Source organism: Thermohalobaculum xanthum (genome assembly GCF_016623495.1).
In the GTDB taxonomy this organism is placed as follows: Bacteria; Pseudomonadota; Alphaproteobacteria; order Rhodobacterales; family Rhodobacteraceae; genus Thermohalobaculum; species Thermohalobaculum xanthum.
Genome location: NZ_JAEHHL010000008.1, coordinates 101,424 through 125,351, shown reverse-complemented (window position 1 = coordinate 125,351; position 23,928 = coordinate 101,424). Strand labels below are relative to the sequence as shown.

General features: G+C 69.8%; 22 protein-coding genes. 4 read left to right on the top strand and 18 right to left on the bottom strand.

The window, feature by feature from the left end; genetic code table 11:
* Positions 1-59: 59 nt before the first annotated feature.
* Together H0I76_RS13850 and H0I76_RS13845 are read left to right on the top strand one after the other, a co-directional pair.
* Positions 60-1,445, top strand: a complete 1,386-nt coding sequence (locus tag H0I76_RS13850; protein WP_200610857.1) for a class I SAM-dependent methyltransferase — start codon at positions 60-62, stop codon at positions 1,443-1,445.
* Positions 1,442-2,884 (top strand): lipopolysaccharide biosynthesis protein, encoded by a 1,443-nt coding sequence (locus tag H0I76_RS13845; RefSeq protein WP_200610855.1) that lies wholly within the window; start codon positions 1,442-1,444, stop codon positions 2,882-2,884. The genes H0I76_RS13850 and H0I76_RS13845 overlap by 4 nt, the downstream gene beginning before the upstream one ends.
* Before the next feature lie 43 nt (positions 2,885-2,927).
* On the opposite strand, the gene H0I76_RS13840 is transcribed toward H0I76_RS13845, so the two are convergent.
* The 9 genes from H0I76_RS13840 to H0I76_RS13800 all read right to left on the bottom strand — a co-directional run bounded on the left by H0I76_RS13840 (position 2,928) and on the right by H0I76_RS13800 (position 12,108).
* Positions 2,928-3,857, bottom strand: coding sequence for an ATP-grasp fold amidoligase family protein (locus tag H0I76_RS13840; protein ID WP_200610853.1), 930 nt, complete (start codon positions 3,855-3,857; stop codon positions 2,928-2,930).
* Between the two features lie 95 nt (positions 3,858-3,952).
* Positions 3,953-4,942 (bottom strand): ABC transporter permease, encoded by a 990-nt coding sequence (locus H0I76_RS13835; protein ID WP_200610851.1) that lies wholly within the window; start codon positions 4,940-4,942, stop codon positions 3,953-3,955.
* Positions 4,942-6,030: an ABC transporter permease gene (locus H0I76_RS13830; RefSeq protein WP_200610850.1), complete on the bottom strand. Its 1,089-nt coding sequence runs from the start codon at positions 6,028-6,030 to the stop codon at positions 4,942-4,944. The genes H0I76_RS13835 and H0I76_RS13830 overlap by 1 nt, the downstream gene beginning before the upstream one ends.
* Positions 6,027-7,697 carry an ABC transporter ATP-binding protein gene (locus H0I76_RS13825; protein WP_200610849.1) on the bottom strand — a complete coding sequence of 557 codons (1,671 nt, stop codon included), beginning with the start codon at positions 7,695-7,697 and terminating at the stop codon, positions 6,027-6,029. The genes H0I76_RS13830 and H0I76_RS13825 overlap by 4 nt, the downstream gene beginning before the upstream one ends.
* Positions 7,698-7,704: 7 nt before the next feature.
* Positions 7,705-8,703, bottom strand: coding sequence for a BMP family lipoprotein (locus tag H0I76_RS13820; RefSeq protein ID WP_200610848.1), 999 nt, complete (start codon positions 8,701-8,703; stop codon positions 7,705-7,707).
* 45 nt (positions 8,704-8,748) lie between these two features.
* Entirely contained in the window at positions 8,749-9,588 is an 840-nt protein-coding gene (locus H0I76_RS13815; protein ID WP_200610846.1) for an isopenicillin N synthase family dioxygenase, read from the bottom strand.
* Positions 9,589-9,650: 62 nt separating this feature from the next.
* Complete coding sequence (locus H0I76_RS13810; RefSeq protein WP_200610845.1) at positions 9,651-10,577, bottom strand: nucleoside hydrolase; 927 nt, start codon at positions 10,575-10,577, stop codon at positions 9,651-9,653.
* The gene (locus tag H0I76_RS13805) at positions 10,574-11,452 is read right to left on the bottom strand and encodes a ribokinase (protein ID WP_200610844.1); all 879 of its coding nucleotides are present in this window, start codon (positions 11,450-11,452) and stop codon (positions 10,574-10,576) included. Before H0I76_RS13805 ends, H0I76_RS13810 begins: the two co-directional genes overlap by 4 nt.
* Complete coding sequence (locus H0I76_RS13800; protein ID WP_200610843.1) at positions 11,449-12,108, bottom strand: phosphoribosylanthranilate isomerase; 660 nt, start codon at positions 12,106-12,108, stop codon at positions 11,449-11,451. Before H0I76_RS13800 ends, H0I76_RS13805 begins: the two co-directional genes overlap by 4 nt.
* 245 nt (positions 12,109-12,353) lie before the next feature.
* On the opposite strand from H0I76_RS13800, the gene H0I76_RS13795 reads away from it, so the two are divergent.
* On the top strand, positions 12,354-12,896 hold the full coding sequence (locus tag H0I76_RS13795; RefSeq protein ID WP_200610837.1) for a GNAT family N-acetyltransferase: 543 nt from the start codon (positions 12,354-12,356) through the stop codon (positions 12,894-12,896).
* Positions 12,897-12,914: 18 nt separating this feature from the next.
* Here the strand turns inward: H0I76_RS13795 and H0I76_RS13790 are convergent, their stop codons facing one another.
* The 9 genes from H0I76_RS13790 to H0I76_RS13750 form a co-directional block, all read right to left on the bottom strand.
* Entirely contained in the window at positions 12,915-13,694 is a 780-nt protein-coding gene (locus tag H0I76_RS13790) for an oxepin-CoA hydrolase, alternative type (protein ID WP_200610834.1), read from the bottom strand.
* The gene (locus H0I76_RS13785) at positions 13,691-14,812 is read right to left on the bottom strand and encodes an acyl-CoA dehydrogenase family protein (RefSeq protein WP_200610832.1); all 1,122 of its coding nucleotides are present in this window, start codon (positions 14,810-14,812) and stop codon (positions 13,691-13,693) included. The genes H0I76_RS13790 and H0I76_RS13785 overlap by 4 nt, the downstream gene beginning before the upstream one ends.
* A 9-nt stretch (positions 14,813-14,821) precedes the next feature.
* A complete protein-coding gene (locus H0I76_RS13780; RefSeq protein WP_200610830.1) occupies positions 14,822-16,018 on the bottom strand; it encodes an acyl-CoA dehydrogenase family protein in 1,197 nt (398 codons plus the stop codon).
* An 11-nt stretch (positions 16,019-16,029) separates the two neighbouring features.
* Positions 16,030-17,196 carry an acetyl-CoA acetyltransferase gene (locus tag H0I76_RS13775; protein ID WP_200610828.1) on the bottom strand — a complete coding sequence of 389 codons (1,167 nt, stop codon included), beginning with the start codon at positions 17,194-17,196 and terminating at the stop codon, positions 16,030-16,032.
* Positions 17,193-17,585, bottom strand: a complete 393-nt coding sequence (locus tag H0I76_RS13770; RefSeq protein ID WP_200610826.1) for a Zn-ribbon domain-containing OB-fold protein — start codon at positions 17,583-17,585, stop codon at positions 17,193-17,195. The genes H0I76_RS13775 and H0I76_RS13770 overlap by 4 nt, the downstream gene beginning before the upstream one ends.
* Positions 17,586-17,665: 80 nt before the next feature.
* Positions 17,666-18,655 carry an NAD(P)H-dependent flavin oxidoreductase gene (locus H0I76_RS13765; protein WP_200610823.1) on the bottom strand — a complete coding sequence of 330 codons (990 nt, stop codon included), beginning with the start codon at positions 18,653-18,655 and terminating at the stop codon, positions 17,666-17,668.
* On the bottom strand, positions 18,652-20,739 hold the full coding sequence (locus H0I76_RS13760) for an acetate--CoA ligase family protein (RefSeq protein ID WP_200610822.1): 2,088 nt from the start codon (positions 20,737-20,739) through the stop codon (positions 18,652-18,654). Before H0I76_RS13760 ends, H0I76_RS13765 begins: the two co-directional genes overlap by 4 nt.
* Positions 20,736-21,449 carry an SDR family NAD(P)-dependent oxidoreductase gene (locus tag H0I76_RS13755; RefSeq protein ID WP_200610821.1) on the bottom strand — a complete coding sequence of 238 codons (714 nt, stop codon included), beginning with the start codon at positions 21,447-21,449 and terminating at the stop codon, positions 20,736-20,738. Before H0I76_RS13755 ends, H0I76_RS13760 begins: the two co-directional genes overlap by 4 nt.
* Positions 21,450-21,461: 12 nt before the next feature.
* Entirely contained in the window at positions 21,462-22,967 is a 1,506-nt protein-coding gene (locus H0I76_RS13750) for a 3-hydroxyacyl-CoA dehydrogenase (RefSeq protein ID WP_200610819.1), read from the bottom strand.
* A gap of 99 nt (positions 22,968-23,066) precedes the next feature.
* Here H0I76_RS13750 and H0I76_RS13745 point away from each other — a divergent pair, with 99 nt between their 5' ends.
* Positions 23,067-23,843: an enoyl-CoA hydratase-related protein gene (locus H0I76_RS13745; protein WP_200610816.1), complete on the top strand. Its 777-nt coding sequence runs from the start codon at positions 23,067-23,069 to the stop codon at positions 23,841-23,843.
* Positions 23,844-23,928: the final 85 nt, after the last annotated feature.

The window sequence follows — 23,928 nt, the reverse complement described above, 5'->3', positions numbered from 1 at the left end:
TCTTGCGTGGTTGCCCCATACGTCACTAAAACAGCGCCGATCCGAGAGAGGGCCGCGACATGGCAAACCCCTACAAGACCCATTGGTATCACCGGCAGCCGCAATTCTGGCTCGACCGTGATCCGCATCGGCCGATGGGCACGAACAAGACGCCCGAGGTGATCCGCCTCGACCCGGTCGAGGGGCACGAGCCCTCGGGCAAGCCGCCGGTGCGGATCTTCCTCGGGACCGAGCCGCGCCAGTACCGCGCCACGCGCATCTTCGTGTGGTCGGTGATGCAGCACCGCGACCCGGCGCGCGCCTACGAGATCACGCTGATGTCCGACCTCGACGGCATCCCGCGCGAGGGATGGAAGACCGGCTTCACCAACTACCGCTACGCCATCCCGCACCTGGCCGGTAACGCCGGGCGGGGGATCTACAACGACGTGGACCAGATCTACCTGTCCGACCCGGCGGAGATGTTCGACCTGGACATGCAGGGCAAGGGCGTGCTCGCGATCTCCGAGAAGGAGAACTCGGTCATGCTGATCGACTGCGAGGTGATGGCGCCGCACTGGACGCTCGACGCGGTCAAGGCGGGCGAGGGGCATGCCCATTTCAAGGGCGTGATGTCCGCGACGGGGCTGTTCGGCGAGCTGCCCGGCGTCTGGAACTCGCGCGACGGTGAGCATCCGGTGCCGCAGATCAGGTGCCTGCATTACACCACCCTTCACACGCAGCCCTGGAAACCCTTCCCCGAGATGCTGCGCTATGGCGAGAATGCGCTGGGGTATCTCTGGCACGACATGGAGAAGGCGGCGGACGAGGCAGGCTACCTGATGTTCACCGCCGAGCATCCGAGCCGTGAGTTCGCCGAGCTGGTGCGTCTCTACCAGCAGATGCACGAAACGCCCGAGACCTTCGCCGGGCATCGCCTGGGCAAGCATGTCGAGACGGTCGCCGAGCTCATCAAGAAGACCGGTGCCGCGACGCTGCTCGATTACGGCTCGGGCAAGGGCAAGGAGTATTCGCGTATCGAGGGCGAGCCCGAGGACAGCGCCTGGCGTACCGTGACGGCATGGCCCGGGGTGCGGGTGCGCTGCTACGATCCCGGCCATCCCCCCTTTGCCACCCTGCCCGACGAGCAGTTCGACGGCGTGATCTCGACCGATGTGGTCGAGCACCTGGCGAGCTTCGACGTGCCCTGGGTCATCGATCAGATGTTTGCCCGCGCGCGCCGGTTCGTCTTTGTCGTCGCGGCGTGCTACCCCGCCGAGAAGTCGCTGCCCAACGGGCGCAACGCGCATACGACGCTGCAGCCGCCTTATTGGTGGCACACGCAGATGGTGCTGGCGGCGCGGCGCTATCCGGGCGTTGAATGGAAGCTCGCTTGCGACGAGAAGGGCAGGTTCGGCAAGAACCGCACCTTCTTCGACGCGTCGAGCCCGTCGCCGCTGGAATGAGCGACGGCGCGCCGGCCGCACCCGGTGCCGGCGCGGCCAAGGGTCAGGGGGCAAGGGTGGATCTGCGCGAGCTCTACCGGCGGTTCCTGAAGAATGCCGGCATGATCATCGGCAGCCGCGTGGTTTTCGGGCTCCTGAACCTTGGCACCAACGTGCTGGTCGCCCGTGCCTTCGGGCTGGGTGACCTGGGCGTCGTCCTGCTGCTGCAAAGCTATGCGCGCCTGTTCTCGGAGATCGTCAAGTTCCAGTCCTGGCAGGCGGTGCTGCGCTTCGGCGCGATCCTCGAGGAACAGGGCGACTGGAACCAGTTCCGCAAGCTGGTGGGCTTCACGCTGTCGATCGACGTCGTGAGCTTCGTGATCGCCATCGCGGGGGCGATCGTCTTCATTCCCTGGGCGCGCGTCTGGTTCGAGTGGCCGCCCGGGGTGGTCGATTTCGCGCCGTTCTACATGCTGTCGATCATCTTCATCACGCATGCCACGCCCAACGGCGTCCTGCGCCTGTTCGACCGGGTCGACATGCTGGCGCTGCAATACGCGTCGAACTCGGTCCTGCGGTTCCTGGGTGTCCTGCTCGCCTGGCTCCTGGGGGGCGAGGTGCTGCACATCGTACTGGCCTGGTTCGGCGCCTCGGTCCTGAGCGGCGCGCTGGTCTATGTCGCGAGCTTCGTCGAGATGCGCCGTCGCGCGCTCAAGCCCAGGCTCACGCTGCGCTGGAGCCGTGCAGCTGCCGCGTTCCCGGGGGTGTGGCGGTATCTGTGGATGTCGAACCTGGCCAGCGCCGCGCCTCTGGTGGTGAACTACGGCACGGTCCTGGTGGTCGGCGCGCAGCTTGGTGCTGCCTCGGCCGCGATCTTCGACATCGCTCGGCAGTTTTCCACGGCGCTGGCACGGCCCACGAGGCTGCTTGGGCCGCTGCTGTTCCCCGAGTTCTCGCGCCTTGCCGCGCGCGGCGACTGGGTCAGCATTCGCCGGATCATGAAGAAGCAGCTGGTGATGACGGGGGCGGCACTGGTGGTTTTTGCCACGATCCTGTTCTCGGTGCTGCCTTATGCGATCGAGGTGCTTTTCGGGCCCGAGCTGGTCGCCGAAATCTGGCTTTTCAACCTGCTCATCGCGGGCTCTCTCCTGCGGGTTCTGGGCTTCGCGCTCGAGCCCGCCTTCCTGTCGGCCAACAAGGCGGGCACTCTGCTGGTGCTCCAGCTGATTGCCACGGCGGTCTTCGTCGCGATCGCTCTGCCGCTGCTGGGGCCGATGGGGCTGATTGCCATCGGCTTCGGGATGCTGGGCTTCCAGGTCGTCTATTTCGTGCTGTTCATGGTCATCGGCCGGCGGCTTCTGAAGAAGCGGATCCGGCGCAGTCGCGCCGCCGAGGCCGCGGCCGAGCGCGAAGCCGCCGCGCGCGCGGAGATCGCCGAGGAGCGCCCGGACCTGATCTGACGGCGCGGCGTTGTCGGGCCGAGGGTATGGCCCAGGGCCTGGCTCAGGCCGCCAGCGACGCCTTGTCGGGCAGGTCGAGCCAGTCGCCGATCCTCAGGTTCCAGTCATCGGGCCGGAAGACGGTGTAGCCGCCGACGGGGTTGAGCGACAGCTCGCCCAGCAGCAGCCTTCCGCCATGGACATAGAAATCCACGCGCACCAGCGGGAACCCCTCGGTCAGAGCGCGCGCCGCCGCGATCATCTCCTCGAGATGCGCGGGGCGCTCGGGCGGCGGGCCGAACGGTTTGAACATCTTGTAGGAGAAGGGCAGCGGCTCCCATTCCGGGCTCATGAAGATGCTGCGCAGGTTCTGGTAGCGGCCCTCGCAAAACTGGACGAAGCGCGTTTCGCCATTGAAGACGAACAGCTTGTAATCGGGGATGTCGCCGCCGCCATTGTCGAGATAGTGCTCGGCGATGATGCGCGAGGGCGAGGCCGCGTAATACCACTCGCCCTTGTGATCGGCCATGTTGGTGTTCATCCAAAGATCGAGCCGGCGGCGCGCTGCTCCCTCGTCAATGGGGACGCCGGGGCGCTTGATCACGTTCCAGGCGCTGCCATTCGTGACCTTGAGAGCATAGGCGTCGGGTAGTGCGCGGAAATCCACGGCCTCGGCGCTGTCCCAGACCGCGTGCAGGTCGTTCAGCATGTGGCCGAGCCCCAGCCGCTCGGCATAGCCGCGCATGCGGTACTTGTCGGTGATCTCGGCGCAGACCGGCCTTCGGTCGTTGATCTTGAGCCAGCACATCTTCTCGGAGATCGTGCGCGGTGTTTCGAGATCGGGCCAGACGCCGAAGACGCGCTTGTAGGTCACGCGGATCAGGGCTTCGTGGAAGTCCATGCCGGGAAAGCGAAGCCGCGCCTCGAGATGGCGCGTCGAGCGCCAGCCCGAGGCATGCCGAGCCATCCATCGCTTGAGTGCCTTTCGGATCATTCGCCTCTCCGGCCCGTGTCTGACGGGCGCCGGTTAGCGCAACGGCAATGTGACGTCCAGTCCGCCCTGCGCGAGCCGAGCCTGGGTTGCAGGCCTCAGCGCTCCTTGCGGTAGGGGACACCAAGCGCCTTTGGCGGAATGGCCCGGCCGAAGAAGCCCGCCAGCAATACCACCGTCGCGACGTAGGGCAGCATCAGGATCAGCTCGACCGGGGCTTCCCCGATGAGCGGAAGCTGGACCCCCTGGAGCCGCGCCGCCGCGGTTTCGAGGAAGCCAAACAGCAGGCACGCGCCCAGCACGGGCCAGGGCCGCCACTTGCCGAAGATCATCGCCGCGAGCGCGATATAGCCCTTGCCCGCCGACATCTCGCGCACGAAGCCCGCACCATGTGCGGTCGAGAGGAAGACGCCAGCGAGACCGCAGAGCAGACCGGCGATCAGCACCGCGCGGTAGCGGATCAGCACCACCGAGACGCCGGCGCTATCGACCGCGAGCGGCATCTCGCCGGTCGCGCGCAAGCGAAGGCCGAAGGTCGTGCGCGCGAGCATCCACGCGACCAGCGGCACCGCGATCAGCGCGAGATAGACTGGCAGCGTGTGGCCCGAGACAAGCTCGGCATAGAAGGGCCCGATCACGGGAATGCCCGACAACGCCTCGGCCCCCGGAAGGGCGATGGGGCGGAAGCGCTCGTCCGCCATCAGGGGCGGCGACTGGCCGCCTTGCCGGAACAGAGCGATCCCCGCGACGACCGTGCCGCCCGAGGCGAGGATGTTGATGGCGACGCCCGAGATGATCTGCTCGCCACGATGGGTGATGCAGGCAAACCCGTGCACAAGCGCGAGCGCAGCCGACACGCCCAGTGCCGCCACGAGCCCCGCCCAGGGGCTGCCCGAAAGGCTTGCCACGGCCGCCGCCGCAAAGGCCGCGGCGAGCATCTTGCCCTCGAGCCCGATGTCGATCACGCCCGATCGCTCGGACACCAGCCCGGCCATCGCGCACAGGATGAGGGGCGTCGCCAGCCGGAAGCTGCCGTCGAGGATGCGCAGCGTGTCGATCCAGAGTTCCGAGAGCGCCGCCCAGTCCATCACGCCGGCCCCGGTCGGAAAACGCGCTGAAGGGCGGGCACGAACATCAGGCTCAGTGCGCCTGAGAACAGGATGATGAGCCCCTGGATCAGCAGCACCATCTCGCGCGTGATGGTCTGGAACTCGAAGTCGAGCTCGGCGCCGCCCTGGTAGAGCGCGCCGAACAGAAGCGCCGCGAGGAAGATGCCGACCGGGTGGTTGCGTCCCATCAGCGCCACGGCGATGCCGGTGAAGCCGTAACCGGCAGTGAAGTTCAGCACCATCTTGTGTTGTGCGCCCAGGATCTCGTTTACCGCCATGCAGCCCGCCAGCGCACCCGAGATCGCCATGGCGGCCACCACCGTCCGAGGCACGCGAATGCCGGCATACTGGGCCGCCGGCTCGGACTGCCCGACCGCGCGCAGGGCATAGCCCCAGCGGGTGCGCCAGATCAGGACCCACACCCCAACTGCCGCGATCAGCGCGAGGACGAAGCTGAGGTTGAGCGGCGTCGATGTGGCGGGGAACCCCAGAGCCCGGGCGATGTCGTGGATGAAGGGCAACTGGGCCGCCTCGGCGATGTCGCGGCTCTGGGGAGAGCTCTGACCCGCGCGCATCAAAGGCCCGGACAAAAGCGACACCAGCACGCCGGCGGCGATGAAATTGAACATGATCGTGGTGATCACGATGTGGCTGCCCCGGTAGGCCTGCAGCCACCCCGGGACGACGGCCCAGGCCCCGCCGAAAACCGCTGCGGCCGCGATCGCGAGGGGGATGACGATCAAGCCGGGCATCACCGCGTCGAGCGCGAGGCAGACGAGTATGGCGCCGAGGCCGCCGATCGCGGCCTGTCCCTCGCCCCCGATGTTGAACAGCATGGCGTGGAAGGCGACCGACACTGCGAGTCCGGTGAACAGGAAATTCGTCGTGTAATAAAGCGTGTAGCCGAGCCCGCCGTCATAGACGAAGGCGCCCTTGAGCATCACCGACAGCGCTTCGACGGGGCTCTCGCCGATGATCGCGACCACGCCGCCCGCGATCAGGAAGGCGAGCGCGAGGTTCATCAGCGGCAGCAACCCGAGGTCGACCCATTTCGGAAGCCCGGTCATGCCTCGGCGCTCCCGGCCTCGGGACTGGCGGCCGGGCGGGCAGCTGCCGGTTCGCGGATGCGCGCGATGCCGGCCATCATCAGCCCGATCTCGGATCGGTCCTCGGCGTCGATGCCCGAGAGGCGGCGCTCGCCGACGATGCGACCCGCATTCATCACCGCCACGCGGTCCGCGAGGGCGAGGATCTCGTCGAGCTCGACCGAGACGAGCAGGATCGCGCAGCCCTGGTCGCGAAGCTTCAGGATCTCGCCATGGATGAACTCGATCGCCCCGATATCGACGCCGCGCGTGGGCTGCCCGACCAGAAGGATACGCGGTTCGGCCTCGATCTCGCGGGCGAGCACGAGCTTTTGCTGGTTTCCGCCAGAGAAGCCCGACATCCGCAGGCCCGGCGCGGCGGGGCGCACGTCGAAGCGTTTCATCAATGCCGCGCAGTGGCAGGCGAGGGCGGCCGGGCTGAGGAGCCGACCGTCGCCGGCGGCCGGGCCGTGCTGGTAGCCGAGAACGGCGTTCTCCTGTGCCGTGAAGCCCAGCACGACACCGCGGCGGTGGCGGTCTTCGGGGACATGGGCTAGGCCAAGGGCCCGCAGTTCGGCCGGGCCCGCTGGGCGGTCGCGGTTGATGATCCTCTCGCCGATGCGGATCACGCCCGATTGTGGGGTGGCGATCCCTGACAGGACGTCGAGCAGTTCGGACTGCCCGTTGCCGGCGACGCCGGCGAGCCCGAGGATCTCGCCCTCGCGCAGGGTCAGGGAAACATCGGAAAGGCGCGTGATGCCCCGAGCATCGCGCCATCCCAGGCCGCGCACCTCGAGCGCGCCGGCATTGGGTTGCGGCCGGGATCGCGCTCGTGGCGTGCCGCCGCCGCCGGCGTCGACCCCGAGGGCCGCGACGAGCTCGCGCCGCGGCATGGCGGCGACACGGCGGCCGACCATCAGCTCGGCTAGCTCCTCGGGCGTGGTCGAGGCCGTCTCGCGATGGGCCACCATCTCGCCCTGGCGCATGACCGAGACCCGGTCGGTCACCGCCATGATCTCGCGCAGCTTGTGGGTGATCAGAAGGATCGTGACGCCCTCGCGCCGCAGGCCGCGCAGGATGTCGAACAGCCGGCCGGTCTCGTCAGGCGTCAGGACCCCCGTGGGCTCATCGAGGATGAGGATCCTGGCGCCGCGCCGCAGCGCCTTGAGGATCTCGACGCGTTGCTGCAATCCCACCGCGAGGTCGCCCACCTTCGCGTCGGGATCGACCTCGAGCCCGTAAGCCGTTGAGAGATCGAGAAGCTCGGCCCGCGTTTCCGCCGCGCCTCGGGCAAGCAGCGGGCCGCCCTCGGCCCCGAGCATGACATTTTCCAGCACCGTGAAGGTCGGGACCAGCATGAAGTGCTGGTGCACCATTCCGATGCCTTGCGCGATGGCGGCGGCGGAGGACCGGATCGCCACCACATGCCCGTCGATCTCGATGCGGCCCGCGTCGGCCTCGTAGAAGCCGTAAAGGATCGAGACCAGCGTCGACTTGCCGGCGCCATTCTCGCCGATGATGCCGTGGATCGAGCCACGAGCGACCTCGAGGTCGACGTCGCGGTTGGCCTGCACCGCGCCGAAGCGTTTCGAAATGCCGCTGAGCCGCACAGCCGGGGGCGTGCCCCCGGCGCGGTCGTCGGGGTTCACCTGCGACTCAGTACGGGCAGGAGCCCGTGTCCTCGTAGTTATGGACCTTGATGGTTCCCGCGATGATGCCCTCGCGCGCGGCCTCGACGGCCGCCTTCAGGTCGTCGGTCAGAAGCGGTGCGTTGTTCTCGTCGACCGCCCAGTCGACGCCGTTCTCGGCGAGACCGAGGATCTTCACGCCGCTCGTGAAATTGCCGTCCATCGCGTCCTTGAAGGTCTCATAGGCGGCGACGTCCACGCGCTTGACCATCGAGGTCAGCACATGCCCCGGGGCAATGCCGTTCTGGTTCGAGTCGACGCCGATCGCGAGCTTGTCGGCATCCGCCGTCGCGCGGATCACGCCAAGCCCGGTGCCGCCGGCCGCGTGGTAGATCACGTCGGCGCCGCGGTCGATCTGGCTCTGCGCAAGCTCGGCTCCCTTGGTCGGGTCGTTCCATGCGGTGGGCGTGGTGCCGGTCATGTTCTGCAGCACCTCGGTGCCGTCAGCCGTTTCCTTGGCGCCCTGGACATAGCCGCAGGCGAACTTGCGGATCAGCGGGATGTCCATGCCGCCGACGAAGCCGACCTTGCCCGTCTCGGACTTGTTCGCAGCCGCGACGCCGACGAGGTAGCTGCCCTCGTGCTCCTTGAAGGCGTACTGCCGCAGGTTCGGCCGGTCGAGCCAGCTTACGTCGATGATCGCGAACTGGATGTCCGGATGCTCGGCGGCGACCTTGTCGATCGCGTCGGCCTGGGCAAAGCCCACGCCCAGCACGATAGTGGCGCCGCGGCTGACCATGCGGCGCATGGCCTGCTCGCGCTGGGTCTCGTTGGTGACCTCGAACTCCATGACCTCGACGCCGGACTCGTCCATGAACTTCTTGACGCCGTTCCAGACGCCCTCGTTGAACGACTTGTCGAACTTGCCGCCCATGTCGAACACGACCGCGGGCTTGAAGTCGGCCGCGCTGGCGGCCGTCGCGACGACGCCAAGCGCCACGCCGGCAAGAAGGCTGATCACACGCATCTCGTTGCTCCCTGTCTGGTGCCGCGTCGTTGCGCGGCTGGTTGTTCACGCCTTGAGGCCGATCTCGCGCAGCCGCTGAGTGAGGAAATCGTCGGCCGTGGTGCCGGGCTTCAGCACCACTTCGGGTCGCGGATGGCAGAACATCGGCATCGAGAACCGCGCGACGTTGCGCGCCGCCGGCGGGTTGATGACGCGGTGCTCGGTCGACGGATAGTGGCCCCCGGACGCCATTTCGAGCATGTCGCCCGCATTGATCGCCATCATGCCCGGATCGCAGGGCACGGCATGCCAGTTGCCCGCGGTGTCGCGCGCCTCGAGCCCGGGCTCGGAGCCCGCGACGAGCAGCGTGATCAGGTTGATGTCGCCATGCGCCGCGGCCCGGACGGCGCCGGGCTCGGGCGCCTCGGTCAGCGGCGGGTAGTGCAGGATGCGCAGCAGGTTCTGGCGCGAGCCCTCGAGCATCCGGGGCAAAGGTTCCGAGAACCGCGCGCGGACATCGTCGGGCGTGTTGTCCTGAATCCAGCCAAGCAGCGTGTGGCCGATCGTGGCGAGGTCGTCATAAAGGCCTCGCGTCAGCGCCTCGAGCTCGGGCGGCACCCGGCCGTCCGGGTAGACATGATAGAATTCCTTGAGGTCCTTGACCCGGCTGTCCTTGGCGTTTTCCGACTTGAAGGGAAAGTAGCCGTCCTGCCGCTCGGGGTTGACCTTGTAGTCGAACTTGCTGTCCGAGCCGAAGAAGCGGCCCCAGGCCGCGTAGGTCGCCTCGATCCGGTCTGGCGTGATCGGATGGTCGGTGAGCACGGCAAAGCCGGTCTCGCGCAGCGAGCGCGCGAAGGCCGCCGGCGCGGCGGGGTCGGTGTATGAGACGGTGCGGATCGTGAACATCGGCGCTCGCGGGTGGGCCTCGGGTCGTCAGGATGAATGCGCCAGTTTATCCCCCGGGGGCATCACGGCAAGCGCCCATTGGAAAGTGTTGATCGGTAAACCTCCATCACGGCGGCCGCATCGACGCCCAGGCAGGCGCGCAGCCGCGGGCCGGTGCCGCCCTCGACCGTGCGGCCGGCCTCGGCGCCCTCGGTGATCACGCGGACGGGGGTCTCGTGGATCGTGAAAAGGCCGGGATCGGTGAGCGCGATCACCGCGGTGGGGTCGTGCATGTGGCATCCGTCGAGACCGTGCGCGTCGCGGTGGAACGCGAAATAGAACTGCACCGCGCGGTCGAGGAAGCCACCCGCCTCGGGGGCCGCGCGGGCGATCGCGGCGAAGTCCGCGGCCGTGCCGTGAACGGCCTCGGTCACGTCGAGGCCGACGAGCGTCACGGGCCAGTCGGCCGCGAACACCGCCGCCGCGGCCTCGGGGTCCTGCCAGATGTTCGCCTCGGCATGGGACGTGACGTTGCCAGGGACCCGCAGAGCGCCCCCCATGACGATCACGCCCTTCACCCCGCGGGCGATGGCGGGGTCGTGCGCCAGGGCCTCGGCAAGGTTGGTGAGCGGACCGACGGCGATGAGAGTGATCTCGCCCGGGTGCTCGGCCACGCTCTCGCACAGGAAACGCGCGGCACCGCGGGGGTCGGGCGTTGCGCGGGGGGCTGGCGCGGGTTCGGCGCCGAAACCCTCGACGCCGTGGACGAAGTCGGGATGGTCCTGGGGCGGGCGCATCAGCGGGTGGCGCGCGCCCTGGGCGACGAGGCAGGGATGGCGGGCGATCTCGGTCAGCCAGAGCGCGTTGCGGGTGGCGCGTTCGACCGGGACGTTGCCGAAGATGCAGGTGAGGCCCATCAGCTCGATCCGCGGATCGGCCATGGCCAGCAGGATGGCCATGGCGTCGTCGATCCCCGGATCGGTGTCGATGATGATGCGGTTGGGTGTCATGAGACCTCCGGGTCGCGGGTGGCGAGGAAGGCGTCGACCTCGGAGCCGGTTGGGATCGCGTCGGCGGCGCCGGGGCGGGTCACGCAGATCGCCGCCGCCGCCGCCGCGCGGCGAAGGGCGCGAGATACCGGCAGCCCGGCATCGAGCCCGGCGAGGAAATAGCCGCAGAAGCAATCGCCGGCGCCCGTCGTGTCGACGGGTGTGACCGGGATGGCCGGGGTTTCGGTGCGCCCGTCCGGGCCGATGTGGCGCGCGCCGCGCGCGCCCAGGGTCACCAGGATGGCGACACCCTGCGGCGCGCGGCCGAGATGGGCCGCGAGGCTGATCGCCTCGCCCTCGTTGACCATGAGCAGGTCGGCATGAGGCAGTATCTCGGCGCAGGCGGTCGCGTCGAAGGGAGCGGCGGAATAGGCGACCCGCAGGCCCGCGGCCTTCGCTGCCGCGGCGGCCTCGACGGTGCCGTTGGTCTCGTTCTGCGCGAGGAACCAGTCGCCGTGGTGGGCGCCGGCGATCGCCGCCTCGACTGCCGCGGCCGGGACCGTGCGGTTCGCGCCCCCGTGGATGACGATCTGGTTCTCACCCTCGGGGTCGACGAGGATCACGGCGTGGCCCGTGGCCTCGGACACGGTGGCGATGCCGGAGGTGTCGATCCCTGCGGCCGCCAGCCTCTCGACCGCCCAGACCCCGTCTGCGCCGACCGCGCCCGCGTGGATCACCCGCGCCCCCGCCGCCGCTGCCGCGAGCGACTGGTTGAGGCCCTTGCCGCCGAGGCCCGCGCTGTAGGCGAGATCGGCCAGGGTCTCGCCCGGCGCCGGGAAGCGGGGCACGCGGTGGACATGATCGATGTTGATCGAGCCCAGGTTGACGATGGTCATGCCGCCCCTCCCTGGAACGCCGCGGCGACGAAGGCGCCAAGCTTGCCCCGATCGAGCGCGCCCCCGCTGCGGACGCCCGAGCAGATGTCGAGGCCGAAGGGGTGGACGCGGGCGACCGCCTCGGCGGCGTTGGCGGGGCCAAGCCCACCGGCCAGGAAGACCGGCAGGGGCGAGCGGCGGACGAACTCGGCCGAGACCTCCCAGTCGTGGACCCGGCCCGTGCCGCCCAGCTCGGCCGCACCGGGGCGGCCGGAATCGAGCAGGAAGGCCTGGGTGCCGCGCATGGCATAGGCCGGGATCAGGTCGAGCGCGGCGCGGCCCTCGACATGGATCACCTGGATGCGGGCAAGCGACGGGGCGAGGCGGGCGAGGCGGTCGTGTTCGGCGGGCGCGACGTGGCGGACGATCTGCACAGCGTCGATGCCGGCCTCGGTGGCATCCGCGGCGATTGCCTCGGCGGTCTCGGAGGATGTCAGCAGGACCGGCCGTGCCCAGGGCGGAGCGGCGGCCGCGATGCGCCGCGCGGCGGCGAGGTCGATCACGCCGGGGCCCGAGGGCATGGGGCCGACGAGCCCCAGCAGGTCGGCGCCCATGCGCGCGGCGAGCCGGGCTTCGTCGGGCGAGGCGATGCAGCAGATCTTGAGGCGCAGGCGCATCGGACCGGTCCGCGGATGATGGGGCCGCGATGATGGCGTGCCACCGCGAGCGGCGCAACCACCTGTCGCCCACCGGTGTGAAAGACCAAGGCTTTCACACGTGAAAGCACGATCAATATGTTGATAATAATGGATTTTCAAAAAATAGCGTTGCTCCACGACGTTGTGATCGCGGGCGCGATGCGTGCCATGCAATGCTGGGCGCGCGGCGGCCATTCGGCGGCCGGCAGGGCAAGGGGCCGAAGATGGCAGGTGACCCCGTGATCCGGCCGTTCCGCGAGGACGATGCGGGCGCAGTCCGCGATCTCTTCGTCGCGATCAATCGCGAGCTTGCGCCGAGCGGGCAGGAGGCGGCGTTCGAGCGCTATATCGAGCGCGCGTTGGCCGAGGAGATCGGCTGCATCGGGGCCTATTACGCGGCGCGCGACGGCGGGTTCTGGGTCACGCTGCGCGACGGCGGGGTCGTCGGCATGTTCGGTCTCGAGCGGGCCGGGCCGGACGCATTCGAGCTGCGGCGCATGTATGTCGCACCCGCGGCCCGGCGCGGCGGGGTCGCCCGGTCGATGCTGGCGCGGGCCGAAGCGGAGGCGCGGCGAGCGGGCGCGGTTTGGCTGGTCCTGAGCACCTCGGAGGTGCAGGAGGCCGCGCTGGCGTTCTATCGCCGCGCTGGTTACCGCCTGACCCGCGAGGAGGTCGCGGACACCGCGAGCAACAAGACCGTCGGCGGCGGGATCCGGCGGTTCCATTTCGAAAAGCCGCTGGGCGGGCCCGGCGCCCCGCACCAGTAGGGCGGCTGCCCGTGGCGGCTACCAGCGGGGCTTGCGCTTCTCGAGGAACGCCGCGATCCCCTCGGCCGCCTCGCGCCCGCCAAGGGCCTCGGCGATCGCCGCCGCCTCGGCGTCGAGCTGGCCGTCGAGGCTTTCCTCGGCCGCGCCGCCGATCAGCGCCTTGCCCGCGGCCAGCGCGCCAGCGGGCCCCTCGGCCAGCCGCGCGGCGAGGGCCTGGGCCTCGGCCAGCGCAGCGCCTGGCGCCGTCAGGCGGTTCACGAGGCCCAGCGCATGCAGCCGCTCGGCGCCCACGCGATCGCCGGTCATCACCATCTCGGTGACCAGCTGGCGGGGCAGGGCGCGGCCCAGCATCGCGGTGGCGCCCCCGTCCGGCGTGAGCCCGATGCGCACATAGGCCACCGAGACATAGGACTCGCGCGCCGCGACGATCAGGTCGCAGGCCAGCGCCATCGAGACACCCGCGCCAGCCGCGCCCCCCTCGATCGCGGCGACGATGGGCTTTGGGCAGCCGCGCATCGCCCGAATCATGCCGTGGAGCCGCTCGACCGAGGAGCGGCGCACCGCGTGGGTGGCTCTGGCGCGCTCGGCGAGGCCAGAGACATTGCCGCCCGAGCAGAAGAAACCGCCCGCGCCGGTCAGCACGATGGCGCGTGTGCGCGCGTCATCGGCGGCCTCGTCGAGGATCTCGCGGAAGCCGTCGTAGAAATCCCAGCTCAGCGCGTTGCGCGTGGCCGGGTCGTTGTTGGTGACGGTCAGGACCGCGTCCTTGCGCTCGAGCCCGATGCGCCCCTCGGTCATGCCGCGTCCTCCCGGCCCAACCGGATGAACCGCTCGAGGTGATGGTCCGTGTCGCCCAGCAGGTGGTCGAGCATCACCAGCCGCTTGGCGTAATGCGGCAGCGGGTACTCCCAGGTCATGGCGATGCCGCCGTGAAGCTGGATCGCCTCCTCGGCGACCATCCGGCCGACGCGGCCGGTGAGGTGCTTGGCGGCGGCGAGGTTGCGCTCGCGGGTGAGGCGGTCGGCCTCGAAGGTTCCGGCGGCCAGCATCACCGCCGAACGGGCCTGCTCGATCTCGAGCACCATCTCGACCATGCGGTGCTGCAGCGCCTGGAAGGCGCCGAGCGGCCTTCCAAACTGCTTGCGCGTCCTGAGGTAGTCGAGCGTTGTGTCCTTGCAGACCTCCATGAGCCCGACCGCCTCGGCGGCGAGGGCGAGGACGCCGCGGCCCATGGTCTCCTCGATCAGCGCGAAGCCGCGGCCCGGCTCGCCCAGCGGGCGGGCGGGCGCCTCGTCGAAGACGATCTCGGCCGCGCGCGCGCCATCGACCGTGCCATAGCCGCGGCGGGTGACGCCGGGGCCCGCCGCCTCGACCAGGAAGAGGCCGAGCCCGTCCTCGGCATCCGCATCGCCGGACACGCGGGCCGAGACGATCAGGACGTCGGCCGCGTCGCCGTTGAGCACGACCGCCTTCGCGCCGGTGATGCGCCAGCCGTCGCCCTCGGCGGCCCGGGTCGACACCTCGGCCAGGCCGTAGCGCCCGTCGGGCTCGCCATGGGCGAAGGCGGCTATGGTCTCGCCCGCCATCACCTGCTCGACCAGAGCGGTCTCGCCGGCGCGGACCAGCGGCCAGAGACCCAGCACGCCCGACGCGAGGAATGGCTCGACCACGAGGCCTCGCCCGACCTGCTCGAACACCAGCGCCACGTCCTCGCCTGCGCCGCCGAAGCCGCCGGCCTCGGGCGGCACCAGCGCACCGATCAGGCCGAGTTCGGCCATGTCGGCCCACAAAGCCCGATCGAAGCCGTCCGGCGCGGCGGCGGCCTTGTGGCGGGTCGGCATGTCGTAGCGGTCGCGCAGGAAGCGCTGGGCCGTTTCCACCAGCATCCGCCGTTCTTCCGAGAGCGTGAAGTCCATGGGTCCCCCTCAGAGGTCGAGCGCGAGCTTGGCGTAGATGTTCTTCTGGATCTCGTTCGACCCGCCGTAGATCGAGGTCTTGCGCAGGTTGAAATACTGGGTGGCGGCGGTGTTGGCGTAGTCGGGGCCGACCGGCTCTCCGTTCCAGCCCTCGTCAAGCGCCTCGGGCAGGAAGGGCATGGCGTAGGGCCCCAGCGCGCGGCGGATCAGGTCGGAGGCCTCCTGCCGGACCTCGGTGCCCTTGATCTTCAGGAGCGACGCCTCGGGGCCCGGCGACTTGCCCTGCGCGGCCGCTGCGATCATGCGCAGGTTGAAGATGTCCATCGCCATCAGGTCGATCTCGAGCCGCGCCATGCGGGCGGCGAAGAAAGGGTTTTCAGCCAGCGGGCGGCCATCCTTGCGGCGCTCGCGCGCCACGCGCTTGAGATGCGACAGCGCGGCCTTCGAGAATGCTACGCCGGCGATGCCGGTGCGCTCGAAGCCCAGCAGGTACTTGGCGCAGGTCCAGCCCCTGTTCTCCTCGCCCACGAGGTTCTTGGCGGGCACCTTCACGTCAGTCAGCCAGACCTCGTTGACCTCGTGCTCGCCGTCGAGGGTGACGATGGGGCGGACCTCGATCCCGGGCGAGGCCATGTCGATCAGCAGGAAGCTGATGCCCTCCTGGGGCTTCGCATCTGGGTCGGTGCGCGCGAGGCAGAACATCATGTTCGCGTGGTGGCCCAGCGTCGTCCATGTCTTCTGGCCGTTGACGACGTAATGGTCGCCCTGGCGCACCGCGCGGGTGCGCAGCGAGGCGAGGTCGGAGCCCGCGCCCGGCTCGGAATAGCCCTGGCACCACCAGTCCGAGCCGTCCAGGATCCGCGGCAGCCAGCGGGCCTTCTGCGCCTCGGTGCCGAACTCGATCAGCACCGGGCCAAGCATGTTGACGCCGAAGGGGATGATCCGCGGCGCGCCGGCGGCGATCATCTCCTCGTCGAAGATGTGCTTCTGCACCGGGGTCCAGCCGGGCCCGCCATGCTCGACCGGCCAGTGCCAGGCGAGCCAGTTGCGGGTCTGGAGCCGGGCGTGCCAAAGCTCGTAATCGGCCTTGGAGAGGCGTTTGCCGCCCCTGACCTTGGCCGCGAGGGCGGGAGGCAGGTTCTCGCGGATCCAGTCCCGCACCTCAGTGCGGAACGCCTGCTCGGCGGGGCTGTAGGTGAGTTCCATCGCGGTTCTCCTCAGAGCGTGTCGCCGTGGCCCCAGATGCTTGTCACCTGGCTCGAGAGCACGCCGCCATTGCCGTGGGCAAGGCTGAGCCTGGCGCCGGGGATCCAGCCGCCGGGTTCGCGCGGCCCCTCGTCGTCGCCGGCGGCGGCGCGGATCTGGCGGATCGCCTCGATGGTGACGAAGAGGCCGTACATCCCCGGATGCACGCAAGAAAGCCCGCCGCCATTGGTGTTGACGGCGAGCGCGCCGCCCGGGGCGATGCGGCCGCGCCTGACGAAGTCCTTGCCCTCGCCCTTGGCGCAGAAGCCGAGATCCTCGAGGAAGAGGATCGTGTTGATGGTGAAGGCGTCGTAGAGCTGCACCGTGTCCATGTCCGCGGGCGTGCAGCCGGCCATGGCGAAGGCGCGCGGGCCCGACGCCGCCGCCGCGGTGGTGGTGAGCGAGGGCATGGCCGAGATCATGCGGTGGTGATGCTCCATCGCCGCGCCCAGCAGGTAGACCGGCGTGCGCGGCCCGTCCTTGGCGCGCTCGGGGCGGGTCAGGACGATCGCTGCGGCGCCGTCGGTGACGAGGCAGCAGTCGAGCTTGCCCAGCGGGTCCGAGATCATTCGCGCGCCGGTTACGTCAGCGACACCGAGAGGGCCGCGGGCGAAGGCCTCGGGGTTGAGGTTCGCCCAGGCGCGGGCCGAGACCGCGACCTCGGCCAGATCCTCGCGAGTGGCGCCGAACTCGTGGCAATAGCGCGAGGTTGCCAGAGCATAGGCCGTGATCGGGTTGCGTGGCCCATAGATCGCCTCGAAAGGCATCGGCTCGGAGATCGACTTGAAGCCGCCAGCCGTGCGCTGGTTCGAGCCGTAGGCGATCACCGCCACCTCGATCAGCCCGGCATCGAGTGCCATGGCGGCCATCAGCGCATGCGCCATGAAGGACGAGCCGCCGATGTTCGAGCCGTCGGAGAACTTGGGCTGAATCCCCAGATGCTCGGCCAGGGACATCGCGGCCATGGAATGGAAGGCGGTGGCGGCGAAGAGGCCGTCGACCTTGGCGAGCGGGATTTGCGCATCGTCGAGCGCCCTGACCACGGCCTCGGCCATCAGCTCCATCGCGTTGCGGCCGGGCGCCTCGCCGCAGCCGGCGGTGGCGAGGCCGACACAGGCGGCTTTTCCGCGCAGGCTCATGACGCGCCCTCCGGCTGGAAGATGACGGCGGGCTCGCCCTTGATCTCGCCGATGGTGGCGCGGACCCGCATCCCGATGGTCACCGCGTCGGGTGCGATGCCCTCGACCCGGGCCATCATACGCGGGCCCTCGTCGAGGTCGATGAGGGCGATGTTGTAGTCGCCGCCATGCTCGGGACGCGCGCGGTTGCAGGTGGTGGCATAGACGGTGCCGAGGCCCGAGGCCTCGACCCAGTCGAGATCGGCCTCGCCGGTGCCGGGCATGGCGACGCGCGGATAGAAGACATGTGCGCCGTTCGAGCGCGAGCGCTGGATCATGAAGCGCCCCTCGGCGAGGTAGGCCTTGAACCGGGCCTCGGGGCCCGGACCGTCGAAATAGCCAGCTTCCATCGTCTTCCTCCCGCCCGTCTGGGTCTTTCCTGCGTTGCCCCGGCACCGGGCCGCGGCCTCGATGTTCCTCGTGTCGCGCCTCACTCGGCCGCGCGGGCCGACGAGAGGCCGAGCCGCGCGCGCGCCGCATCGTATTCGCGGGCAAGCCGGTCCACGAGTTGGGCCGCCGCCGTGACCTCGTGCACCGCGCCGACGCCCTGGCCCGCGCCCCAGATGTCCTTCCAGCTTTTCGGCTTCGACGAGCCCGAGGCGAAGTCCATCTTCGAGGGGTCGCTCTCGGGCAGGTTGTCGGGGTCCATCCCGGCGGCGCGGACCGAGCCCTTGAGGTAGTTGCCGTGCACCCCGGTGAAGAGGCTCGAATAGACGATGTCGTCCGAGCTCGATTCCACGACCATGCGCTTGTAGGCCTCGGAGGCGCGGGCCTCGTGGGTGGCGATGAAGGCCGAGCCGATATAGGCGAGGTCGGCCCCCATGGCCTGTGCGGCGAGCACCGCGTCACCGGTGGCGATGGCGCCCGACAGTGCCACGGGCCCGTCGAACCAGGCGCGGATTTCGTGGATCAGCGCGAAGGGCGAGGTGGTGCCGGCATGGCCGCCCGCGCCGGCCGCGACCGCGATCAGCCCGTCGGCGCCCTTCTCGATCGCCTTGCGGGCGAAGCGGTCGTTGATGACGTCGTGAAGCACGATGGCGCCGCAGTCATGGGCCGCCTCGTTCACCTCGGGACGGGCGCCGAGCGAAGTGATCCAGACCGGCACGCGCCACTTGTGGCAGATCTCGATGTCGCGCTGCAGGCGGGCGTTCGAGCGGTGCACGATCTGGTTCACCGCGAAGGGCGCGGCCGGGTTGTCGGGGTTCGCCTGGTTGTGGCGGTCGAGCTCCTCGGTGATGCGGCGCAGCCAGGTCTCGAGCTCGATCGGGTCGCCCGGCGCCTCGCGCCCGTTCAGCGCGGGGAACGCGCCGACGATCCCGGCCTTGCACTGCGCGAGCACGAGGTCGGGGTTCGAGATGATGAACAGCGGCGCGCCGATCACCGGCAGGCGCAGCCGGCTGAGGGCGGGGGGCAGGGTCATGACGCTCGGTCCTTTCGCGTGACGATCAGGGCGTCGAGCGCGACCGCGCCGTCGGGCAGGGCGCGGACGGGGTTCATCTCGACGCTCTCGAGCGTGTTGGCATGTGCGGCGGCGAAAATCGAGAGCTGGGAAAGGGCTTGGGCCAATGACCTCGCGTCAGCCGCGGGCTGGCCGCGGGCGCCCTTGAGCAGGGCGGAGCCCTTGAGTTCGTCGAGCATTTCCATGGCCGTGTCGGCCGAGACCGGCGCGCGGCGGAAGCTGACGTCGCGAAAGATCTCGGTAAAGACGCCCCCCAGACCCGCCATGACCACGGGGCCGAAGACCGGGTCGATCCGGGCGCCCAGAATCATCTCGACGCCTCCCTCGATCATGGGCGAGACCAGTACGCCATCGAGCCGCGCCTTGCTGTCATGGGCGCGGGCCGAGGCCATGATCCGCTCGAAGGCGGCCGCCGCATCATCGGCCGTGACGCCAAGGCGAACGCCGCCCGCCTCGGTCTTGTGCAGGATGTCGGGCGAGGCGATCTTGAAGGCCGACCGGCCGAACTCGCGGGCCGCCTCGGCTGCTTCTTCGGCGCTTCTCACCAGACGATCCTCGACCACCGGCAGGCCGGCCTCCGCCAGGAGGCGCTTGGCTTCGCGCTCACCCATCGGGCCATCGGGCAGTGGGGGCAGGGCCGGCGCCTCGGGCATATCGGCGCGCCCCTTCTCGAACGCGATGCCAAAGGCCATCAGCGCTGCCATTGCGTTCACCGCGCGGGTGGGGTCCTCGAAACAGGGAAAGCCCGCGTCCTCGTAGGCCTTGCGGATCTCGTCGGGCGCGACGACCGATTGCAGGAAGATCTGGTCCTCGCGGCCTTTCATGGCCTGGGTCAGGGACTTGAGCAGTGGCGTTGCCAGCACCGGCGAGCCCGCGACCGAGGTCCAGAAGCCGATCAGGCCGTCATAGCCGCCGCGCTCCAGCATCGCCTTGGTAAAACGAGGCACAAGGCTAAGATCGTTGAAGAATTGCGCCGTGACATCGACCGGGTTGAGGGCCGAGGCGAAGGGGACCACCTGCTTGATCTCGGCCTGCGCGTCGGCCGGCATCGGGGCGACGTCGAGTCCCGCATCCTCGGCGGCATCGGCCATCAGCACGCCCGCGCCGCCCGAGATGGTGACGAGCCCCAGCCGCCGACCGGCGGGATAGATGCGCGGCCGGCAGGCATAGGCGATGTCGAGCATTTCCTCGGTCGACCTGGCCCGCCATGCACCGTGGCTCCGCAGCACCGCGTCGTAGATCGCGTCCTCGCCCGCCAGCGAGGCCGTGTGCGACGAGGCCGCCGCCGCCCCGACCGCCGAGCGGCCGACCTTCATGAAGATCACCGGCTTGCGGGCGGCGCGAGCGGTCTCGAGCGCCTCGGACAGCATGGGGCCGTCCTTCACCGACTCGGCATAGGCCATGATGGTGTGGACGTCGTCGTTCTCGGCCAGCAGGCGGATGCATTCGGCGATGTGCAGGTCCGCCTCGTTGCCGGTGGTCAGCCAGTAGCGGATGCCGAGGCCGCGCAGGTGGCTGACCATGTAGATGTGGCTGCCATAGGCGCCCGACTGCGAGGCGATCGAGATGCCGCCGGGCACGGGCGTCGCGCGGTCGATGGTCGAGGTGAAGGTCGGGTAGAACCGAGTCGCCGAGTTGAAGGCGCCGAGGCAGTTGGGGCCGATGACGCGCACCCCGGTCTCGCGGGCGAGGCGGCTGAGCTCGGCCTGCATGGCGATGCCATCACCGCCCATCTCGGCGAAGCCCGACGAGAAGATCAGGACCGTTCTGGCGTGTTTCTCGGCGGCCTGCCGGACGACCTCGGCCACGCCCGCGGCGGGCACGGCGACGAGGACGAAGTCGACCTCGCCCGGCACCTCGGCCAGCGTCGGATAGGCGGGCAATCCCTGCACCGTCTCGCGCTTGGGATTGACCGGGTAGACCGCGCCGTCGAAGCGCTGGTTGATCATGTGGGAGAGTGGCCGCCCGCCGATGCGGGTCGGGTCGTCCGAGGCGCCGACGATGGCGATCGATCGCGGGCAGAGCAGGTCCTCGAGCGTGGTCATGCACCCCCTCCGACACTGTAGCCGCCGCAGACATAGATCGTCTGCCCGGTGACGTAGGAGGCCTGGTCCGACGCGAGGAAGGCGACGGCGGCAGCCACTTCCGAGGGCGCGCCCATCCGGCCGAGCGGCACGCGGGAGACGAGCGCCTGGCGCGCGGGCGAGCCCTCGGGCTGGTTCTCGGCGAACATCTCGGTGTCGATGGGGCCGGGTGCCACGCAGTTCACCGTGATCCCGTGCGGCGCGAGTTCCAGCGCCATCGACCGCGTGAGGCCGGCAACCCCCGCCTTCGACGCCGCGTATACCGCGCGCTCGGCCTTGCCCAGTGCCGCGCGCGAGCCCAGCGTCACGATCCGGCCGAACCCGGCGCCGCGCATGGCCGGCGCCAGCGCCTGCATGGCCCAGATCACGGATTCGAGGTTCACGCGCATCGCGTGCTGGAACTGCGCCGTGGTCACGCCGTCGAGGGGCGCGGCCTCGACCACGCCGGCATTGGCGACGAGGCGCAGCGGCGCGAACTCGGCGGCGATGGCGCCAAGGGCCTCGCGCGCCTCGGGGGCCGTGAGGTCGATGGCGCGATGGATGCCGCGGAAATCCGGGACGGGACGGCGCGAGATGCCGATGACGGTGAAGCCGTCATCCGCGAGGCGCGCGGCGATGGCGCGGCCGATGCCGCGGCTGACGCCGGTGACGAGGACGTGGTCGCGGGACATCATGCGCTCCCGTCAGGAGGGTGTGTCGATCGGCAGGCCGAGCAGGGCCCGGCGCTTGAGCCACAGCGCGGGCCGATAGCGGTCGTCGCCGGTGATCGCCTGCAGGCGCTCCATGATGCGCAGGCAGGTCGAATGGCCGAGATCGTCCGCGAGCCCCATCGGGCCGAGCGGGTAGTTCAGGCCAAGGCGCATCGCGGTCTCGATGTCGGCGGGCGTGGCGAGGCCGATCTCGGCCATGTGGCAGCCCAGATTTGCGATCATCGAGCCGATGCGCTGGGCGACGAAGCCGGGGCTGTCGCCGATCGCGGTGACCTTGCGTCCCGAGGCGGCAATGGCCGCCGCGACCGCGTCGCGGGCCGCGGCGTCCGCGCCGGGCGCGGTCATGACCGTCACGCGCCGCGAGGTGTCGCAGGCGAGGTCGATGCAGACGAGCCGCCGGAAATCCGCGCCGGTGGCCAGTGCGGTATGGGTTGCATCGTCGCCGATGGGCGCGGCGAGGATCGGTGCCGTGCCGTCGTCCGGCGCGATGCGCAGCCCGAGGGATTCCGCGAAGGTGGCGAGGGCCTCGTCCTGCTCGGCGAGGCTGACGGTGCGGGCGGGCTCGGCCTGCGTCTGGTGATCGGGCGAGGGCGGGTCGACCTGGTCGGCGCCGGCGTAGCGGTACCAGCCCGCGCCGGTCTTGCGGCCCAGCAGCCCCGCATCGAACATCGCCTTGTGATTGGCCGAGGTCGCGAGCCGGCGGTCCTGCTGATAGCCCTCCCACACGATCTGGCTCACGGGATAGTTCACGTCGATGCCGGTGAGGTCCATCAGCTCGAACGGCCCCATGCGGAAGCCGCGGCAGTCGCGCATGATCGCATCGATCTGGGCGGGCGTGGCCACGCCTTCATGCGCGATCCGCAGGCCTTCGGTCGTGAAGGCGCGCCCGCCCATGTTGACGAGGAAGCCGGGGCTGTCCTTGACCACCACCGGCACGCGGGTCATGCGCCGGCCGAGGCCGACCAGCGTTTCCACCACCTCGTCGCCGGTCTCGGCGGCGCGGATCACCTCGACCAGCTTCATCAGTGGCACGGGGTTGAAGAAATGCAGCCCCGCGATGCGCGCGCGGTAACGGCAGGCGCGGGCGATGAGCGCGATCGGGATCGACGAGGTGTTCGAGGCGATGATGCAGTCGGGCGCGACGGCTTCCTCGATCTGGGCGAAGAGGCTTCGCTTGACCTCGAGATCCTCGAACACGGCCTCGACCACCGCATCGCAGGGGGCGAGGGCGGCAACGCTTGCGACCGGCTCGATGCGCGCCGCCGCGGCCTCGGCGTCGTCGGCCGAGATGCGGCCCTTCTCGGCAAGGCGCGCGAGCCGACCGGCGATTGTGTCGCGCGCGGACGCAGCCGCGCCCTCGCGCGCGTCGAGCAGCAGCACGCGCATGCCCCCCGCCGCCGCGACCTGGGCGATGCCCTGGCCCATGGCGCCCGCGCCGGCGACGCCCAGCACGTAATCGGCTGCATCCGCAGGTTTCATCTTGCGCCTTCCTCCCGTCGGCCGTTTTCCCGGGAGACTAGCAGAGCCAAGCAGACATGGAATAGTGTTTTGCCAGTCAAAACGCGGAAGGGGGAAACCATGTCAGACCAGCTTGTCATCACCGAGCGGCCCGAGCCCGGCGTCGCGCTGGTCCGGCTGAACCGGCCGGAGGCAATGAATGCACTGAACATGGCGACGCGCAAGGCGCTGGCCGAGGCATTCGCGGCCTTGCACGACGACGCCGGCGTGCGCGCGGTGGTGCTGACGGGCGACGATCGGGCCTTTGCCGCGGGAGCCGACCTCAAGGAATTCGCCACCGCGACGCCGGTCGAAATCATGCAACGGCGGTCCGAGCGCTACTGGAACACCGTGGCGGCGACGCCCCAGCCAGTGATCGCGGCCATCCGCGGCCACGCGCTGGGCGGGGGCCTCGAGCTTGCCATGGCCTGCGACCTGATCGTGGTGGGCGAGGGCGCCAGCCTTGGCCAGCCCGAGGTGCGGGTGGGCATCATGCCGGGCGCGGGCGGCACGCAGCGCCTGACCCGTGCCGTGGGCAAGTTCAACGCGATGAAGATGTGCCTGACCGCCAGGCCCGTGACCGGCCCCGAGGCGCTGCGCATGGGGCTGGCCTGCGACTGCGTGCCGGACGACGAGGTCCTCGACACGGCGCTGAAGATGGCGGGCTCGATCTCGCGCATGCCGCCGTTGGCGGTGCAGGCAATCAAGGAGGCGGTGGTGAAGGGGGCGGACGCCTCGCTCGATGCCGCGCTGGCGCTCGAGCGCAAGGCGTTCCAATTGCTGTTCGCGACCGAGGACCGCAAGGAAGGCATGGCGGCCTTCATCGAGAAGCGCCGCCCCGCGTTTCGCGGCGAATGAGGATGCCGCGGGGCGCCGCCCTGCGGCACATCCGCACGAGGCGCTGCCGCACGGTGCCGGGCAGTATATGCTGAAACGCGGCAAG

Excerpts from the sequence above, each read along its gene's own strand:
- H0I76_RS13850 (WP_200610857.1), top strand. The coding sequence starts at position 60 with ATGGCAAACCCCTACAAGACCCATTGGTATCACCGGCAGCCGCAATTC.
- H0I76_RS13845 (WP_200610855.1), top strand. The coding sequence starts at position 1,442 with ATGAGCGACGGCGCGCCGGCCGCACCCGGTGCCGGCGCGGCCAAGGGT.
- H0I76_RS13840 (WP_200610853.1), bottom strand. The coding sequence starts at position 3,857 with ATGATCCGAAAGGCACTCAAGCGATGGATGGCTCGGCATGCCTCGGGC.
- H0I76_RS13835 (WP_200610851.1), bottom strand. The coding sequence starts at position 4,942 with ATGGACTGGGCGGCGCTCTCGGAACTCTGGATCGACACGCTGCGCATC.
- H0I76_RS13830 (WP_200610850.1), bottom strand. The coding sequence starts at position 6,030 with ATGACCGGGCTTCCGAAATGGGTCGACCTCGGGTTGCTGCCGCTGATG.
- H0I76_RS13820 (WP_200610848.1), bottom strand. The coding sequence starts at position 8,703 with ATGCGTGTGATCAGCCTTCTTGCCGGCGTGGCGCTTGGCGTCGTCGCG.
- H0I76_RS13815 (WP_200610846.1), bottom strand. The coding sequence starts at position 9,588 with ATGTTCACGATCCGCACCGTCTCATACACCGACCCCGCCGCGCCGGCG.
- H0I76_RS13810 (WP_200610845.1), bottom strand. The coding sequence starts at position 10,577 with ATGACACCCAACCGCATCATCATCGACACCGATCCGGGGATCGACGAC.
- H0I76_RS13805 (WP_200610844.1), bottom strand. The coding sequence starts at position 11,452 with ATGACCATCGTCAACCTGGGCTCGATCAACATCGATCATGTCCACCGC.
- H0I76_RS13800 (WP_200610843.1), bottom strand. The coding sequence starts at position 12,108 with ATGCGCCTGCGCCTCAAGATCTGCTGCATCGCCTCGCCCGACGAAGCC.
- H0I76_RS13795 (WP_200610837.1), top strand. The coding sequence starts at position 12,354 with ATGGCAGGTGACCCCGTGATCCGGCCGTTCCGCGAGGACGATGCGGGC.
- H0I76_RS13790 (WP_200610834.1), bottom strand. The coding sequence starts at position 13,694 with ATGACCGAGGGGCGCATCGGGCTCGAGCGCAAGGACGCGGTCCTGACC.
- H0I76_RS13785 (WP_200610832.1), bottom strand. The coding sequence starts at position 14,812 with ATGGACTTCACGCTCTCGGAAGAACGGCGGATGCTGGTGGAAACGGCC.
- H0I76_RS13780 (WP_200610830.1), bottom strand. The coding sequence starts at position 16,018 with ATGGAACTCACCTACAGCCCCGCCGAGCAGGCGTTCCGCACTGAGGTG.
- H0I76_RS13775 (WP_200610828.1), bottom strand. The coding sequence starts at position 17,196 with ATGAGCCTGCGCGGAAAAGCCGCCTGTGTCGGCCTCGCCACCGCCGGC.
- H0I76_RS13770 (WP_200610826.1), bottom strand. The coding sequence starts at position 17,585 with ATGGAAGCTGGCTATTTCGACGGTCCGGGCCCCGAGGCCCGGTTCAAG.
- H0I76_RS13765 (WP_200610823.1), bottom strand. The coding sequence starts at position 18,655 with ATGACCCTGCCCCCCGCCCTCAGCCGGCTGCGCCTGCCGGTGATCGGC.
- H0I76_RS13760 (WP_200610822.1), bottom strand. The coding sequence starts at position 20,739 with ATGACCACGCTCGAGGACCTGCTCTGCCCGCGATCGATCGCCATCGTC.
- H0I76_RS13755 (WP_200610821.1), bottom strand. The coding sequence starts at position 21,449 with ATGTCCCGCGACCACGTCCTCGTCACCGGCGTCAGCCGCGGCATCGGC.
- H0I76_RS13750 (WP_200610819.1), bottom strand. The coding sequence starts at position 22,967 with ATGAAACCTGCGGATGCAGCCGATTACGTGCTGGGCGTCGCCGGCGCG.
- H0I76_RS13745 (WP_200610816.1), top strand. The coding sequence starts at position 23,067 with ATGTCAGACCAGCTTGTCATCACCGAGCGGCCCGAGCCCGGCGTCGCG.